Genomic DNA, 16,764 nt, shown 5'->3' on the forward strand with positions numbered 1-16,764 from the left:
AACATGCTGGATGACACCGTCTCCACCACCGCGCCGCACCGCCGGTTCAACCCGCTGAAGGGCGAATGGGTGCTCGTTTCGCCCCACCGAAACAAGCGCCCCTGGCAGGGGCAGCAAGAACCTGCGCCGCTGGAGGACAAGCCGAGCCACGATCCGGGCTGCTATCTCTGTCCCGGCAACGCCCGCAATTCCGGCGCGGTGAACCCGAACTATTCCGGGACGTTCGTTTTCGAGAATGACTTCCCCGCGCTGCTGGAAGATACGCCGGAGGGCGGGACGACCGGCGATCCGTTGTTTCGGGCGGCGAACGTGCGGGGCACCGCGCGGGTGATCTGCTTCTCAGAGCGGCATGACCTCACCTTGCCGGAACTGCCCGTAGAGGCCATCCGGCGGGTGGTGGACACCTGGGCAGAGCAAATCGAGGATCTGGGCGCACGCTATGACTGGGTGGCTGTTTTCGAAAACAAGGGGGCGGTGATGGGTTGTTCGCAGCCCCATCCCCACGGCCAGATCTGGGCCTCCGACTTCCTTCCGAACGAGGTGACGCGGGAGGACGCCTGCCAGGCGCGCCACCTGAGCGAAACCGGCAGGGTGATGCTGGTGGACTACGCCGGGGCCGAGGCCGCGCGCGGCGAGCGCGTCGTAGTTGAGAACGAGCACTGGCTGGCCGTTGTCCCCTGGTGGGCGGTCTGGCCGTTCGAGACGCTCGTGCTGCCGCGCCGCCACGTCCAGCGCTTGCCGGATTTGGAAGGCATGGAAAGAGATGCGCTGGCAGATGTGCTGAAACGGCTTTGCACCCGGTACGACAATCTCTTCGAGACCGAGTTTCCCTACACGATGGGGTGGCACGGTGCGCCAACCCGCGCGGGGCGGTACGATCACTGGCAACTCCACGCCCATTTCTTTCCGCCCCTCCTGCGCTCGGCAACGGTCCGGAAGTTCATGGTGGGCTACGAGATGCTCGCGGAGGCGCAGCGCGACCTTACCCCGGAAAGCGCGGCGGAGCGGCTGCGGAGCCTGCCCGACGTCCACTTCAAGACCGCCATTCAGCAAGAGGGTCGGCAATGAACGCTGGCACGACACCGACAGCGGCGGAAGCCTTCGCGGCGTGCTTCGCCCAACCGCCCAGGGTGGTCGCCTCCGCGCCAGGCCGGGTGAACCTTCTCGGCGAGCACACCGACTATAACGGTGGGCTCGTGCTGCCGATGGCGTTGCGGGACCTCTGCGTCAATGTCGCCATCGGCGCCGGAGACACTCCGGGCGTGATCGACGTCTACTCCGACATCTTCCGCGACACCGCCCGGCGCGCCATCACCGAGGCCCCGTCCTCGCACTGGTCGGACTATGTGCTGGGCGCAGTGAAGGCGGCAGCGACCGAGCAGGTTTCCCGCGAAGGCATCAGGATCGCGTTGACGGCGAACGTCCCGCTAGGAGCGGGGCTCTCCAGCTCCGCCGCGCTGGAAGTTGCGACGCTCCGCGCGCTCGCCACGTTCTACGGGGTCGAGGCCGACCCGGTAGACGTGGCCCTCAGGGCGCGGTCCGTCGAGAACGATTTCGTCGGAATGCCCTGCGGGATCATGGACCAGTTCGCCTCTTCCGTCGGCCAGCCCGGTGCAGCGCTGATGCTGGACACGCGCACGCTCGACCACACGCCTGCGCCCACCCTGACCGGTCACCGCTTCGTCATTCTGCATTCCGGTGTCAGCCACAAGCTGACCGAAGATGGCTACGCGACGCGCGTCGCCGAGTGCCGCGCCGCCTGCACCGCTTTGGGCGTGGAGATGCTGAGCGACCTTGGCCCCGCGGATCTCGGGCGGATCGCTGAGATCGCCTCGCCATTGGATCGGCGCGCGCGCCACATCGTCACCGAGAACCGGCGCGTCGAAGCCGGATTCCGGGCGTTGACGGAAGGCGACAGCGCCACCTTCGGCCGGTTGATGGTGGAAAGCCATGCCTCGCAGCGCGACGACTACGAGATCACCGTCCCGGAGACGGACCTGCTGGTTGAAACCGCCCTGACCGAAGGCGCCCTCGGCGCGCGGCAGACGGGCGGCGGGTTCGGTGGCGCACTCGTGGTTCTGCTCGCCACGGAACGCGTGGAAGACTGGAGCGATAAGATGACCCGCGCCTTCCCGGCGACACATGTGGTCGCCGTGACCTGAGGAGCCGCGTTTCGGCGGTTCCTCCTACCGGGATTGTTGCTCGCGCCGCTTCCGCGCGGTACGACCCGCGGGGGGAGGACGACGGAACGCAAGCCACACGGGAGCGGTCATGAACAAGGAAGAACGTAAGCCCGGGATCGGAAAGGTCAGTGGCCGAAAGCGCGTGACCATGCAGGATGTCGCCCGGGTGGCCGGGTGTTCGCAGTCCACCGTCTCCTTCGTTCTGAGTGGAAACACCTCGGCGAACATCTCGGAACCGACCCGCTTGCGCGTGCTCGACGCGGTCCGCGACCTTGGCTACCGGCCGATGCAGGCCGCCGGGGCACGCCGCACCCAGGACGCCACGTCCGGGACCATCGCGCTCGTCATCGACAAGATCACAACCAGCCCCGAGGGCATCGTGATGCTGGATGGCGTGCGGGAGATCGCCCGGTCCGCCGACGCCATCGTCTTGGTGACGGAGACGGACAACGACCCCTCGCTGGAGCCGCGCACCGTCGAGTTGTTCGTCGAGATGGGCGTGCGGGCGATCGTCTATGCCTGCATCTTCACCCGCGAGGTGGAAATTCCCAACGCCTTGCGCGAAACCAGCGTTCCCGTCGTTCTACTGAACTGTTACGCGCGCGGCGAGGATCTTCCGGCGATCATCCCCGGTGAGGTGGCGGGCGGACATCGGGCTACCAACGCGCTGCTGCAGGCCGGACACCGCCGGATCGGCACAATCACCGGCGAGATTTTCATGGAAGCCGCCCGGGACCGGCTGCAAGGCTATCGCAACGCACTGGCCACGGCAGATCTGCCCTTCGACCCCGCACTCGTCGTCGAGGGCGACTGGTCACCGAGCGCGGGTTACCGCGGCACCCGCGCCCTCCTGTCGCTCGATGCCCCGCCGACCGCGATCTTCTGCCAGAACGACCGCATGGCCATTGGCTGTTATGAGGCATTGAAAGAGATGGGAAAGAGGATCCCCGACGATATTTCCGTCATCGGCTACGACGACGCGGAGATCGCGCTGCACATGTCCCCGCCGCTCACTTCGCTGATCCTGCCGAGCCGCGCGATGGGCCGTTGGGCGGCGGAACACGCCCTTGCCGCCTCGTCACGGGACGAAGCCGACATGCGCCTCGTCAAGCTGGAGTGCGAACTGGTCGAACGGGAGTCGATCGGTCCACCGCCCGCAACCACGGGATAACCGAGAAGGGCGCGCACGCGGGCTGTCGAAACAGAAGTCTGCGACGCCGGATTGTCGGACATTCCCGGCTCGATCGCCTGCCCTCTGGTCGCCGCCGAGCATCATCCCGATGGATCGACAGCCCGCAATGCATTAAGAATCAGGACAGATCAGGCGGCGGGGCAGGTTGATCCCCTGCCCTGCTCCGCCTGATGTGACCCGACTCCGCCTTAGCGCGGTGTGGGTCGGGCGTTGAGGGGGAACGCCTGAGGTGTGGGCGCCGCGCAGAATTGTGGGAGGAATGCATGGATGAACACGCCTCACGGCCACAGACGGACCATCGGAGGTTCATCGGCGCCATCGTGCCGGACTTGGAGACTCCGTTTTTCGGTGCATTGGTCACCCGCCTGGAAAATGCCGCGGAGGCAGCCGGCTACCGCGTTATTACCGCATCCAGCCACGAGAACGAGGAGCGCGAGGCCGATCTGGTCGCCAGCATGAACGACCTGGGCGTCGCTGGGACGGCGCTGGTACCGGCCCGCTCGGAACGCGGCGCCGGGCCGCAAAAGCTGCGGGAGCTCGACATGCAGGCGGTCCTGGTCGACCGGGTCTCCGCCGACGATAGATACGACACGGTGACTGCGGACAACTACGCGGCCTCGTCCGCCGCGGCGGACTACCTCTTGGGATTGGGGCACAGGCATATTCTGCTGCACGGAGCGACGCGGATTTCAATGGCCGTGCGTTTGCGTCTCGCGGGGTTCGTGGAGCGCGCCACCACCATCGATCCGGACGTTCAACTGGACGAGTTGCTGTCGGACGGCGACCCGGACACCCAACGGAAGGCGATCAACGACTATCTCGATACCCGACGGATCGCGGCCGCCACACCGAGCGCTGTATTTTCGCTATCGCAGCATTCCACGCTTTTGGTGTTTTCGGAACTCCGCCGCCGCAACCTGCAGGTTCCGCAGGAAATCTCGCTCGTGGGATTTGACGATGCGGACTGGATGCAGGCCACCTGGCCGCCGATCACCGCCGTTGAACAACCCATCAAGACCATGGCGCAAAAGGCCGTGGAGGTGTTGGTGTCGCGTATCGAGGGGCGCACCACCGGGGCGCCGGTGCAGCATCTGGAGGCGTGCACCATGCTGATGCGGGAGTCCGTCGGGCCGGAAAAGGCAGCCTCCCTCGTCGGCGGTCACCACAACTGAGAGCAGTGCGGCACGCTCGATCGCTGAGGCGGCCCGTTAGAGCAATCTGAACGCGGCTTTCCAACCACGTCACGTCGTTCGCCGCCGGTCATCCCGGCGGCGCGCGCGTCAGACGGTGCCGCCGAGGGAGCCTTCCAGCTCTACCAGTTCCTGCCCCCCGGCCATCATGTCCTGCAACTCCTCTGGCGTGATCTGTCCCCGTTGCGCGGTGCCCAACGTCTTGCCACGATTGAGCACCGTGAACCGGTCTCCCACCGCAAGGGCATGGCGCACGTTGTGCGTGATGAAGACGACCGCGATGTCCTGCTTTCTGACCTTGTCGATCGTCGCCAACACATTGGCCGTCTGACGCACGCCCAGCGCCGACGTCGGCTCATCGAGGATCAGGACTTTGGCGCCGAAATAGACGGCGCGTGCGATGGCGACGGTCTGCCGCTCGCCGCCCGACAGCGTCCCGACCGCCTGATCGGGACCGCGCAGGTTGATGCCCATCTTTTGCATCTCTTCCATGGTGACGCGGTTTGCGAATTCATGGTCGAAGAACTTCATCGGGCCGACCTTCTTCAGCGGCTCGTTCCCCATGAAGAAATTTCGGCTGACAGACATCAGCGGGATCATCGCGAGGTGCTGGTGCACGGTCGCGATCCCCGCGGCGATGGCGTCGCGCGGATCCTCGAAATGCATGGGCTTGTCTTCGAAGTAGATTTCCCCGGCCGTGGGCTTGTACACGCCCGACATCGTCTTGATGAACGTCGACTTCCCGGCACCATTATCCCCAAGAAGGCAGTGGCACTCGCCGGGATAAACGTCGACCGACACACCTGCCAAGGCGATGACCGAGCCGAAGTGTTTCTCGATTTTGACCATGCGAATGATCGGTTCGTGCGTCGTGCGGCTGTTCATGTCAGCGTTCCCCCGTGATGAGGCGACGGATGTACGTGTTCAGGATCACGGCTCCGAGCAGGATGATCCCGAGGAAGACGCGGAAGAGCGAGCTTTCGACCCCGGCGAAGAAGAGGCCCTGCTGCACCACGCCGAAGATCAACGCGCCGAGCGCGGCGCCGATGACCGACCCATACCCGCCGGTCAGAAGCGCGCCGCCGATGACCACCGCGATGATTGCCTCGAACTCCTTCAGAAGCCCACGGTCGGCACCGGCCGATCCGAACTCCATCACCTGGCAGGTCGCAAAGACGCAGGCACAGAAGGCCGTGAACATGAACATCAGGATCTTGACCTGGCTGACCGGAACACCGGAATTCCGGGCCGCTTCCGCGTCACCGCCGGCAGCGAAGATCCAGTTTCCGAACCGCGTCTTGGTCAACAGGACATGTCCGAAAACCATCAGGGCAAGCGCCCAGATAATCAGCATCGGGATGCCGTCCACCACGGGCTCGCCCTGCCGGGTGCCCCGCTCGAACACCTCGATGATTCCGGCATTGCCCATCCAGGTGAACAATCCGCCGAGGATCTTGCCGCCGAACAGCGCGGCCAGCCAGTCGCCCTCCGCGACGTCCCGCACGCCACCGATAATCGTCTTCCGTTCGATGGTCTGCGGCAGGTAGATCGTAAAACCGCGCAGAATGAACAGGAACGCGAGCGTCACGATGAAGCTCGGCAGGCCGGTGCGAACCACGATCAGGCCATTGAGCGCGCCGATGGCGACGCATCCGGCAAAGGTGACGATGATGGCGATCCAGACCGGCCATCCGAGTGTCACCGACAGGATGGCAATCATCATGCCCGAGAAGCCGATCATGGAGCCGACCGACAAGTCGAACTCCCCGGCAATCATCAGAAGACACGCACCGACCGCTATGATCATGAACTGCGCGGAAACGGTCGACCAGTTCAGGATACCTTGGCTGTTGAACATGCCGCTGTCATGGGCGAACAGCAGGAAGAAGGTGAACACGGCAATCGTTCCGACGATACCCCCCAGTTCCGGCCGGATCAGGGCGCGGCGGACGGCCGACATCTCCTTGACCCGTTCATCGGCAACAGGCTGTTGTGGCGCTGTCTGTGACATCGCTCGGGCTCCGTTTTGATTTCTTCGATAGCGCAAGACATGGAAGGCGCCGGTATGCGGCGCCTTCCTGGTCTGGCTCAGCGATATTCGCCGGCGAACTTTTCGACCATCTCGAGCGCGTCCTTGGTCACGAAGCCCGGGCCGGAGTTGACGTTGTTGCCCGGCAGGACGCCGTAGCGGTGGTAGTTCGTCAACACGACGATCGGCAGGTAGCCCTGTAGGAAGGGTTGCTGGTCGATGCCCCACTGGATCACGTCGGACTGGATGGCCTTCACGATCTCGGCGCCCAGATCGAACGTGCCGAAGTAGATGTCACCGGCCATGCCGTTCTCCTCAAGCGCGAGGATCGTCGGATCGGCGGAAACGGGGCCGAGCGTCAGGATCGCGTCGGTGTCCGGGTTGGCGGAGAGATAGGCCAGAACCTTGTTCTTGATTTCCGCCGGGTCGGCACCGCTGTCGAGCATGGAATTGCCGAGTTCGACGCCGAGGCCATCCGCAAAGCCCTGACAACGGTCGACGAGGGTCGGCTGTTGAATCGAGTGGTTCACGCAGAGGAACGACGTCACACCGTCGTCCTTGGCGCGCTGACCGGCGGCGTAGCCGGCATCGTATTCCGGTTGACCGACATACATCAGCGCACCAACCTCGCGCGCCTGATCCCCGGTGCCGGTGTTCATGATGATAACGTCCACGCCAGACGCGACGGCATCCATGATCGGCCCCTTGAGGACGTCGAAATCGGCCAGCGTGGTCACGATACCATTCGGCCCGGAGGCGGCCGCTTGCTCGATGATCCGCGCCATGTCAGCGATGTCGCCAGTCGGCGGGTTGCGGTACTCCACCTCGACGTCCATCTGCTCGCCGGCGAGCGCGATGGCGTTCTTGATGGTGTTCCACCAGCTATCGGAGTCCGGTGCGTGGCTGACGAGCACATATTTCTCGCCCTCTGCCGAAGCGGCGGTCGCGCCGACCATCGGCAGCACCGAAACCGCGGTGCCGACAATCAGCGAGAGTAGATTGCGTTTCATGGTGTCCTCCCAAATGTCCTTAGTCTTTCTCGGAGCGGTCCTGTTCAGCGCTCTCGGACAGCAAACCACAAACCGGTTAAATTTGCAACCGGTTGCAAAAAAGTCCCGAGGATTTCACACTGTACGCGCAGGCCGGCTGGTGTAGAAGCGCCCCGGTCAAGACGACGGGAACAGACGGAGGGCCGCATCATGCCGGTCACGTTGAAGGATGTTGCGGAAAAGGCGGGTGTTTCCCGGTCTGCCGTGTCGCGCACTTTTACCGCCGGCGCGTCTGTCTCCGCGAAGACCCGGCGCAAGGTCGAAAAGGCGGCCGCGGAACTCGGCTACAGCCCGAACGCGCTGGCCAGCAGCCTGACCACTGGCCGGACCAAACTCATCGGACTGGTCTCCGACAACTTCCACAACCCGACGTTTCTGGAAGTCTTCGACCTGTTTACCCGCGGGCTCCAGGAACGCGGCCTGCGCCCGCTTCTGGTAAACCTGTCCGAAGTCACGGAGCCGGAGAATTCTGTGCGGATGCTGCGGCAGTATTCGGTGGACGGCGTGATCGTCGCCTCCTCCACCCTGGCGCCGGACTTCGCCCGTGCCTTCCGCGATGCCGGGATTCCGGTGGTCCACAGCTTCGGTCGGTATTCCGATTCCCCCCAGGTCCATGTCGCCGGAATCGACAATGTGGAATGCGGGCGCATGGCAGCGCGCACGCTGGTCGCCCGCGGCTACAAACGGGTGGCCTTCCTCGGCGGCCCCGCAAGCGCGACTTCGACGCAGGACCGGTTTGCCGGTTTCCGCGAGGAACTGGCGCATTTCCCGGCTGTCGAGATGAGTCACAGCTTCGCAACGGCCTATTCGTTCAGAGCAGGGCGGACCGAGATGCAACGGCTGTTGGCGGAGGGTCCGTCCGAGGCGTATTTCTGCGGCGACGACATTCTCTCCATCGGAGCGCTCAGCGCCGTGCGGGACGCCGGGATGCGCGTGCCGGACGACATCGGCCTTCTAGGGCTGAACGACATGGAAATGGCAGGCTGGGAACTCGTCAATCTCACGACGATCCGTCAGCCGATCCAACAGATCATCCGCTCCTCGATCGAACTCGTCGTGGCGATGCTGGAAGAACCGGACCGCTACCCGGAGGCCCGGATCTTTCCTTGCGCGCTGGTGGAGCGGGGCACTCTGCGCCCGCTCCCCTGAGACCCTTCCCTAACGGAACATCGGCGGGCGAGCGTCCACCCACGCGCCATGCTGACGGGCGGAGTCCACCGCGGCGTGAACGGCGGCCATCGAGCGCACGCCGTCGGCGGCACCCGGTAGCCCGTCCCGCGTCTCCCCCCGGATCGCATCGGCAAGATCGCAGTAAATGTTCGCCACCGCGAGCGGGAAGCCCTCGGGATGGGCAATCGCCACACGCGACAGGCGCCGGGCCTCCTCGTGGAGCCCCGCCTCGCCCTTCTCGATGATCTGGGTCCGCCCGCCAACGGGCGTGGAGATCAACTGGTTGGGCTGCTCCGACGCCCAGCGAAGCCCGCCGGTCTCGCCAAACACCTGAATGTCGAACCCATGCTGCCGGCCAATCGCCACGGACGATGTCCAGAGCCGTCCGACCGTTCCTCCGGTCATGCGGAAGTTGACCATCGCATCGTCCTCGAGTTCCCGGCTCGGAATGGTCGAGGCGAAATCGGCGGACAACCTGTCCACCGCGTCATCGCAGATGAAGCTGGCCATATGCAGCGCGTGGATGCCGCAATCCGCGAACTGGCCCGACACTCCGGCCATTGCCGGGTCGTACCGCCACCGCACCCGCGGGTTATCGGCGTCGGTGGCATCCCCATGATGTCCATGGCTGAAGTTCGTCACCACAAGGCGCACCTTGCCGATCTCGCCATTGCGCACCATCGCTCGCGCCTGACGCACCATTGGGTAGGCCGAGTAGCAGTAATTCACCGCGCAAATTTTGCCCGACGCTTCGGCCACCCGCACGATCTCTTCGCCCTCCTCCACCGTCAGAGTCATCGGCTTCTCACAGAGAACGTTAAAACCCGCCTCAAGGAAGGCCTTCGTGATCTCGAAATGCGTCGAATTCGGCGTGGCGACGGTGACCAGGTCGATGCGGTCGGCTCGGTCACGCTCCCCCTCGAGCATCTCCCGCCAGTCTCCGTAGGCGCGATCCTCCGCGATACCGAGACGTTGGGCATAGGCCCGACCCTCTACGGGGCGGTGATCCAGCGCGCCGGCGGCAAATTCGAACAGCCCGTCCGCCTGTGCTCCGAGACGGTGCGCCGGGCCGATCTGGCTGCCGTCACCCCCGCCGATCATGCCCCATTTCAGTTTCGTCATCTTTCGAGTCCTCTTATTTGAAGCCGATGGATTCGAGGTATTCGCGGTTGTAGCGGGCATCCGCCATCGGGGTGACATCGAGCGTCGGGTCGCAATCCTGCTCCACCGTGCACCATCCGTCGAATCCCGCATCCAAAAGCACTTGCCGCACCGCCGGGAAGTCGACGTCTCCCAGTCCCAGCTTGCAAAAGATCCCCTGCCCGCAGGCATCGTAAAAGCCTGTTCGGTTGGCGATCGCGTCGGCTTTCACAGTGGGGTCTATATCCTTGAAGTGCATGTAGGAAATGCGGTCGATGTGACGCTTGATGAAGGCCACAGGGTCGAAGCCCGCATAGGAATGGTGGCCGGTGTCGAAGCAGATCTTGAGGATCTTCTCGTCCACCTCGTTAAGCAACCTCTCAAGTTCCGGCTCGAAGTCCATGAAGCCGCCGGCATGGGCGTGTATCCCCACGATCAGGCCGTAGTCCTCGGTTCCTATCCGCGCCGCTTCGGCAAGCCGGTCGCTAAAAGCGCTCCATTCGGCCGCGTCCATCTGCTCGGACTCGTTTGCGCGACCGGCGGTCGGGGCACGGCGCTCGGAGATCGAGTCGATCAGCACCAGATGTTTCGCCCCGTGCGCGTTGAGCGCCTTGCAGGTGCGGTGGGTGCCGTCCAACACGTCGTCCCATTGCGCCGGATCGTGGAAGGCACGAAAGACGACACCGCCGATCAGCTCCAGATCGTGCTCCGCCAGCGCCTCCACCAGCACGGCGGGATCCTCCGGCATGAAGCCCACGGGCCCCAATTCGATGCCCTTGTAGCCAGCCTCGGCGCAATCTTGCAGCACCTTCCGCCAGGGCGGGTTTCGCGGATCGTCGGCGAACTCGACACCCCAGGAGCAAGGCGCATTGCCAATGCGAATAGTCATTTTCCCAGCCTTTCAATTACTCGGATCAGTGGGAACGTCCTGCCAGCATTTGCCACGACTGGAGGTCATTGCAGCATGGACGACGCGGTTTACGGCCAGACCATCGCGGAAGGTCGGCCAGACGGACTCGCCCGTTTCGATGGCACGGAGGAAGTCGCGCGCCTCGATGATGATCTGGTCCTGGTAGCCGGTGCCATGCCCCGGCCCCTGGCAGAACGGCAGGTAGTCCGGGTGCTCCGGGCCGGTCAGGATCTTGCGGAACCCCCGCTCCGCCTCCGGCCCGTCAGCGCGATAGAGCCAGAGGGCGTTCTGGTCCTCCTGGTCGAAACGGATGGCGCCGCGGGTGCCGTGAACCTCGTAGGCGTAGCCCATCTTTCGCCCCGTCGCGATCCGGCTGAAATGCATCTGGCCCATGGCGCCGTTCGCGAATCGGCACATGATCTGCGCCTGGTCGTCATTGTCCACCTTGCCACCCGGCCGCTCGGAATGGACGGTCTCGACCTCCGCAATCAGCGACGTCACAGGCCCGATCAGCGCCAGCGCTGCGTTGATCATGTGCGGCGCGAGGTCTCCCATGGTGCCGTTGGCCTCGCCGGATGTTCGCCAGGAGGCCGGGGCTGACGGATCGGCATAGAAATCTTCAGTATGCTCGCCGCGAAACCACGTCACCGTGCCGATCTCGCCGTCGGCGATGAGGTCGCGGGCAAACTGACTCGCCGGTGTGCGGATGTAGTTGTAGGCGACCATATTGGCCGCGCCGCTGGCCTCGGCGGCTGCGACCATCGCCTCGGAGTCGGCCAATGAGGCCCCCATCGGTTTTTCGCACATCACCGGTTTACCGCGCGCGAAAGCGGCCTCCGTAATATCGCGGTGCAGCGCCTGCGGAGTGGCGATCACGATGGCCTGGACGTCCGGGTCGTCCACGAGCTGTCGCCAGTCGCCCGTGCCCCGCCGAAAGCCGAAGGATCGCCGGTAACGCTCTGCAGAGTCTTCGGAACTGGCGGCGATCATTTCCAGCCTCGGGCGCAGGCCGGTGTCGAAAACAGCGCCGACCGCCGCCATGGCAACGGAATGCGCCTTGCCCATGTAGCCCCCCCCGACGATGCCGATACCGATCTCGGACATGGCGATGCCCTCCCCCAAAATACGATTTGCAACCGGTTGCAAAACTAGTATCCTCGGAATAGGGATTACGCAAGCGGTGATCGCTTCGAGTGCGCCGCGAGGGACGAGAGGAAGGACCGACCGTGATGAGCGAGGGCACACTCCGCCTGACCACCGCGCAGGCCATCGTTCGCTGGCTGGCGAACCAATTCATCGAGATCGACGGCACGGAATACCGTCTGTGCGGCGGCGGTTTCGGCATCTTTGGCCATGGCAACGTGACGTGCCTGGGAGAGGCGCTTTACAATCACCGTGACGTGCTCCCGCTCTATCGCGGGCAAAACGAGCAGAGCATGGGCTTCGCCGCCGCCGGATATGCAAAGACCTGGCTGCGCCGCCGGTTCATGTTCTGTACCGCGTCGGCCGGCCCGGGCACATCGAACCTCGCAACCTCATCGGCCCTGGCGCACGCCAACCGGCTGCCACTGCTGATGTTGTGCGGCGACAACTACGTCACGCGCCTGCCGGACCCGGTGTTGCAGCAGATGGAGAACTTCAACGACCCCACCTTCGGCGTCACTGATGCCTTCCGGCCGATCACGCGTTACTGGGATCGCATCACCCACCCCGCCCAGGTGATCCAGTCCCTGCCGGCCGCTCTGGCCACAATGCTCGATCCGGGCGATTGCGGGCCCGCCTTCATTGGCCTGCCGCAGGATGTGCAGGGGTGGGCCTACGATTATCCGGCGGCGTTCTTCGAGAAGAAATTGCACCGCATCCGTCGGGTCACGCCAGACGCCGCCGAGATCGCCGATGCCGCAGCCCTGCTCCAATCCGCTGAGCGGCCGATGATCATTGCCGGCGGAGGGGTGCAATATTCCGGCGCCGTGGCCGAACTGACCGCGTTCGCCGAGGCGCGCCACATCCCGTTGGTGGAAACCATCGCCGGACGGGCGAACATGGTAGCGACCCATCCGCTCAATATCGGCCCCATCGGCGCAACCGGGTCCGACAGCGCCAATGCCATCGCCGAGCAGGCGGACGTGATACTGGCCGTCGGCACGCGGTTGCAGGATTTCACCACGGGATCGTGGACGGCCTTTTCCAAAGCCGCGAAGCTGATCTCGGTCAACGCGGCGCGTCACGACGCGGGCAAACACTTGTCGCTGCCGGTGGTGGGCGACGCAAAGCGCGCACTGGAAGCGCTTCTCCTGGCGACCGGCGACTACAAGGCGCCCGAGGCATGGGTGGGCAAGGCGCAGGAGGAACGCCGGAATTGGGATGACTATGTTGCCGAAAACGTCGCCCATGGAAACAAGCCCAACTCCTACGCCCAAGCCATCGGCGTGGTGAACGATCTGTGCGATCCGCGCGACAGGATCGTGACCGCCTCTGGCGGGCTGCCCGCCGAGATCACGGCAAACTGGCGGACGCTGGACATCGGGACAGTGGATGTCGAGTTCGGCTTCTCCTGCATGGGGTATGAAATCGCCGGCGGCTGGGGCGCCCGCATCGCTCAGGAGGAGCGGGAGCCGGATCAGGACACGATCGTCTTCGTCGGCGACGGCGCCTACATGCTGATGAACTCCGACATCTATTCCTCGGTCCTGACCCGGAAGAAGATGATCGTCCTCGTGCTCGACAACGGCGGATGGGCGGTCATCAACAAACTGCAGAACAACGTCGGCAGCGAAAGCTACAACTGTCTCTACGAGGACGCGCCGACCATTCCCGAGCCATTCGACGTCGATTTCGAAGCCCACGCGGCGGCCATGGGCGCATCGGCCGAGACGGTCGCCAACCCCGAGGAACTGGCCGAGGCATTCAAGCGGGCGAAGGCGTCCGACAAGACCTGCGTGATCTGCATGAAGGTCGCCGCCTACGACGCCTGGACCGACCGCGGTCACACCTGGTGGGAATGCGGCACCCCCGAGGTGAGCGAGAGCGAAAAAGTGCGCGCGGCTCATGACGACTGGGAATCGGCCCGCGTGCGGCAGAGGCAGGGCGTCTGATGAGCGCGCTGATCGACGGGATTCGCAAGAACCGCTTTGTGGTTTTCGGACGCGCCGGCATGGACATGTTTGCCGACCCGCCGGGCACGAAGGCCGAAGCGGCGGAGAGTTTCCGCTCGGACCTTGGCGGCTCCTCGGCCAATATCTGCGCCGGGCTTTGCAAGCTCGGCGCACAATCGGCGCTGGTCACGGCGGTCTCGAACGACTGCGTGGGTCGGTTCTGCACCAACCGGCTGAAGCACTACGGCGTCGACACCCAATATCTCCGGGTTCTGGACGGGGAATACCGTATTTCCCTCGCCGTGTACGAAAGCACGATGGACGACTTCCAGCTCTGCATCTATCGCAACAACGCTGTGGATTTTCAGGTGACGGCGGATCACGTCGACGCGGTGGACTACGGTGCCTACGGCGCGCTGATCACCGCCGGCACGGTTTTCGCCGCCGAACCCTCGCGCGGGTCGACATTTCGCGCTTTCGAGAATGCGCGCGCGGCGGGCATTCCGCGGATCTTCGACATCGACTACCGCCCCTATTCCTGGCCCTCGCCGGACGTCGCCGAAGAGGTGCTGTCCCGCGCCGGGGAGCAGAGCGACCTCATCGTCGGGAATGACGAGGAATTCGGATTCATGGCCGGCGGCAGGGACAAAGGGCTGAACAAGGCCCGCGATCTCGCCTCCAAACCGGGCCGTATCGTGATCTACAAGATGGGTCAGGAGGGGGCCGTGACGCTGGCGGACGGACAGGAGATCCGCACCGGCATCTACCCCGTCACGGCGGTCAAGCCCAATGGCGCGGGCGACAGCTTCATGGCCGGCTTGCTGGCTGGGATCGCCGAAGGGCGCGACCTGCGCGACGCCGTACTGCGCGGGTCCGCCTGCGCGTCCATCGTCGTCTCGCAGCCGGGCTGCGCGCCCGCCATGCCCACCACAGCACAACTCGATGACTTCCTTGCCAATCACCCCGGCCCGACGGAGGTCTGACCGGCCCGAACGGAGCAGCCCACATGCACATCCCCCCCTTTGACAACGCCAACGCGCCCATCGTCGATGCCGACGATCCGCGGGTGCCGCTCAACTACTTCAATATCGTGAAGCTCAAGGCGGGCGAGGCCTTCGAGTACCAGGTCCCCGGCTACGAGACGTGCATCGTTCCGGCAACGGGCACCGTGGACGTCGATATCGAGGGCGCGCGCTTCGCGGCTCTCGGCAACCGGAGCCGCGATGTCTGGGACGGCGAGCCGGAGGGCGTCTATGTTCCCTCCGGCGCGAGGGCGCTGATCGTTTGTGTTTCGGATGCTGCGGAAGTCTTCGTCGCCGGTGCCAGGTTCGACGAGACCTTGGACCCCTTCGACGTGCGGGCAGACGCCCTTGACGTTGTGCAATACGGCTCCGACGACACCAAGACCCATCGCAAGATCAAACACATCCTCGGCCAGAAACAACATGGCAAGGTCGGCCGGCTGCTGGTCTCCGAACTCTTTACCGTCGGCCAGGGGGGCTGGTCGGGTTTCCCGTCGCACAAGCACGACACGGACCGCCTGCCGGAGGAAACCCGACACGACGAGACGTACAACTTCCGCTTCCGGCCCAATCACGGCTCTGGGGTGCAAATGATGCAACGTGTCGATAACGAGCCCGGAGACGCCTATCACATCGTCGACGGGTCCACGATCCTGATCGACAAGGGGTACCACCCTTGCTGCGTTCTCCCGGGCTACGAGATGTACTATTTCACGATCCTGGGCGGATTGAGCCAGCGCCCGCTGGTGCAGTATTTTCAACCCACGCATGCCTACCAGATCGAAACGATCCCCGGCATCAAGGACATGGTGGCGAAGTTCAAATGACGTTGGCCACCCTCGCAGAGGTCCTGCAACCCGCATTGAAGCAGGGGTACGCCGTCGGCGGACTGGTGACCCTGGGCTGGGAAGATATGCGCGCCTACGTGGCCGCAGCCGAGGCAGAGGGGGTGCCCGTTATCCTGCAAGCCGGGCCGGGCTGCCGCGCATACACACCGCTGCCGATCCTCGGCAAGATGTTCCGTCACCTGGCGGAGGGCGCCTCGGTGCCCGTGGTTGCGCATCTCGACCACGGCTATTCCATGGAGGACTGCAGGATCGCGCTGGACAGCGGCTTCACCTCGCTGATGTTCGATGGCTCCCGCCTGCCGCTCGAACAGAACATCGCGGATACGGCAGCCGTGGTCGAACTTGCGCATGGCGCGGGTGTCTCCTGCGAGGGCGAAATCGGGTTTGTTGGATATTCGGGCGGAGAGGCGTCCGCCGGCACGGACCCGGAGGAAGCCGCGCGCTTTGCACGGGAGACGGGCGTCGATGCCATGGCGATTTCCGTCGGTAACGTGCACCTCCAGCAGGACCGGGGCGGTATGCTGGACGAAGGGCGAATTCGGGAGATCGAGGCCGTTACGGACGTTCCGCTCGTCATCCACGGTGGCTCCGGCGTGCCGGAAGCGCAGCGCAGGACGCTGGCGCAGAATTCCGCCATCTGCAAGTTCAACATCGGCACAGAATTGCGCATGGCCTTCGGCGCGGCCCTGCGGGAGGCCGTCAACAAGGACCCCAAACGCTTCGACCGGGTGGAGATCCTCTCGGAGACCCATGGGCCGCTCGTCGAAGCGACACGCAACGTTCTGCGCACCCTCCGAGCACCCGAAAACCCTTGAGGGCGAATGGATTAGCATCGCCGCCGTCCCTGCCCTCGTGTTTCGTTGGGATTGCTTCAACGAGCCGCAGCCAGAACGCCCGTGCCATTCGGCTGGTTCGGGGCGCGCGCTGGCTTGCGCC

15 protein-coding genes are annotated in these 16,764 nt (G+C 64.5%); 9 read left to right on the forward strand and 6 right to left on the reverse strand.

Annotated elements, in window-relative coordinates; genetic code table 11:
- Positions 1-3 precede the first annotated feature (3 nt).
- The 4 genes from BM075_RS08095 (at position 4) to BM075_RS08110 (ending at position 4,547) form a co-directional block, all read left to right on the forward strand.
- Positions 4-1,068 (forward strand): UDP-glucose--hexose-1-phosphate uridylyltransferase, encoded by a 1,065-nt coding sequence (locus BM075_RS08095; RefSeq protein WP_093360162.1) that lies wholly within the window; start codon positions 4-6, stop codon positions 1,066-1,068.
- Complete coding sequence (gene galK, locus BM075_RS08100) at positions 1,065-2,162, forward strand: galactokinase (RefSeq protein WP_093360163.1); 1,098 nt, start codon at positions 1,065-1,067, stop codon at positions 2,160-2,162. Before BM075_RS08095 ends, galK begins: the two co-directional genes overlap by 4 nt.
- A gap of 109 nt (positions 2,163-2,271) precedes the next feature.
- On the forward strand, positions 2,272-3,354 hold the full coding sequence (locus BM075_RS08105) for a LacI family DNA-binding transcriptional regulator (protein ID WP_245758780.1): 1,083 nt from the start codon (positions 2,272-2,274) through the stop codon (positions 3,352-3,354).
- Positions 3,355-3,638: 284 nt separating this feature from the next.
- Positions 3,639-4,547, forward strand: a complete 909-nt coding sequence (locus BM075_RS08110; protein ID WP_093360164.1) for a LacI family DNA-binding transcriptional regulator — start codon at positions 3,639-3,641, stop codon at positions 4,545-4,547.
- Between the two features lie 108 nt (positions 4,548-4,655).
- Here the strand turns inward: BM075_RS08110 and BM075_RS08115 are convergent, their stop codons facing one another.
- The 3 genes from BM075_RS08115 to BM075_RS08125 form a co-directional block, all read right to left on the reverse strand.
- Positions 4,656-5,450 carry an ATP-binding cassette domain-containing protein gene (locus BM075_RS08115; protein WP_093360165.1) on the reverse strand — a complete coding sequence of 265 codons (795 nt, stop codon included), beginning with the start codon at positions 5,448-5,450 and terminating at the stop codon, positions 4,656-4,658.
- Position 5,451: 1 nt separating this feature from the next.
- On the reverse strand, positions 5,452-6,576 hold the full coding sequence (locus BM075_RS08120) for an ABC transporter permease (RefSeq protein ID WP_093360166.1): 1,125 nt from the start codon (positions 6,574-6,576) through the stop codon (positions 5,452-5,454).
- A 77-nt stretch (positions 6,577-6,653) separates the two neighbouring features.
- Positions 6,654-7,550 (reverse strand): sugar ABC transporter substrate-binding protein, encoded by an 897-nt coding sequence (locus BM075_RS08125; RefSeq protein ID WP_425445189.1) that lies wholly within the window; start codon positions 7,548-7,550, stop codon positions 6,654-6,656.
- Between the two features lie 243 nt (positions 7,551-7,793).
- Between BM075_RS08125 and BM075_RS08130 the strand changes: the two genes are divergently transcribed.
- Positions 7,794-8,792 (forward strand): LacI family DNA-binding transcriptional regulator, encoded by a 999-nt coding sequence (locus BM075_RS08130; protein WP_093360168.1) that lies wholly within the window; start codon positions 7,794-7,796, stop codon positions 8,790-8,792.
- Between the two features lie 9 nt (positions 8,793-8,801).
- Here the strand turns inward: BM075_RS08130 and BM075_RS08135 are convergent, their stop codons facing one another.
- The 3 genes from BM075_RS08135 to BM075_RS08145 are packed head-to-tail and all read right to left on the reverse strand — an operon-like array spanning position 8,802 to position 11,967.
- Positions 8,802-9,935 carry a Gfo/Idh/MocA family protein gene (locus BM075_RS08135; protein WP_093360169.1) on the reverse strand — a complete coding sequence of 378 codons (1,134 nt, stop codon included), beginning with the start codon at positions 9,933-9,935 and terminating at the stop codon, positions 8,802-8,804.
- A 13-nt stretch (positions 9,936-9,948) separates the two neighbouring features.
- The gene (locus tag BM075_RS08140; RefSeq protein ID WP_093360170.1) at positions 9,949-10,842 is read right to left on the reverse strand and encodes a TIM barrel protein; all 894 of its coding nucleotides are present in this window, start codon (positions 10,840-10,842) and stop codon (positions 9,949-9,951) included.
- A gap of 12 nt (positions 10,843-10,854) precedes the next feature.
- On the reverse strand, positions 10,855-11,967 hold the full coding sequence (locus BM075_RS08145; protein ID WP_093360171.1) for a Gfo/Idh/MocA family protein: 1,113 nt from the start codon (positions 11,965-11,967) through the stop codon (positions 10,855-10,857).
- Between the two features lie 125 nt (positions 11,968-12,092).
- Between BM075_RS08145 and iolD the strand changes: the two genes are divergently transcribed.
- From iolD to BM075_RS08165, 4 genes are read left to right on the forward strand one after another with little or no spacing between them, the layout of a single operon-like run.
- Positions 12,093-13,958: a 3D-(3,5/4)-trihydroxycyclohexane-1,2-dione acylhydrolase (decyclizing) gene (gene iolD / locus BM075_RS08150; protein WP_093360172.1), complete on the forward strand. Its 1,866-nt coding sequence runs from the start codon at positions 12,093-12,095 to the stop codon at positions 13,956-13,958.
- A complete protein-coding gene (gene iolC, locus BM075_RS08155) occupies positions 13,958-14,941 on the forward strand; it encodes a 5-dehydro-2-deoxygluconokinase (protein WP_093360173.1) in 984 nt (327 codons plus the stop codon). Before iolD ends, iolC begins: the two co-directional genes overlap by 1 nt.
- 23 nt (positions 14,942-14,964) lie before the next feature.
- A complete protein-coding gene (locus BM075_RS08160) occupies positions 14,965-15,807 on the forward strand; it encodes a 5-deoxy-glucuronate isomerase (protein ID WP_093360174.1) in 843 nt (280 codons plus the stop codon).
- Positions 15,804-16,643, forward strand: a complete 840-nt coding sequence (locus BM075_RS08165; protein WP_093360175.1) for a class II fructose-bisphosphate aldolase — start codon at positions 15,804-15,806, stop codon at positions 16,641-16,643. The genes BM075_RS08160 and BM075_RS08165 overlap by 4 nt, the downstream gene beginning before the upstream one ends.
- Positions 16,644-16,764 lie beyond the last annotated feature (121 nt).

This window comes from Tropicimonas isoalkanivorans (assembly GCF_900112335.1).
Taxonomy (GTDB): domain Bacteria; phylum Pseudomonadota; class Alphaproteobacteria; order Rhodobacterales; family Rhodobacteraceae; genus Tropicimonas; species Tropicimonas isoalkanivorans.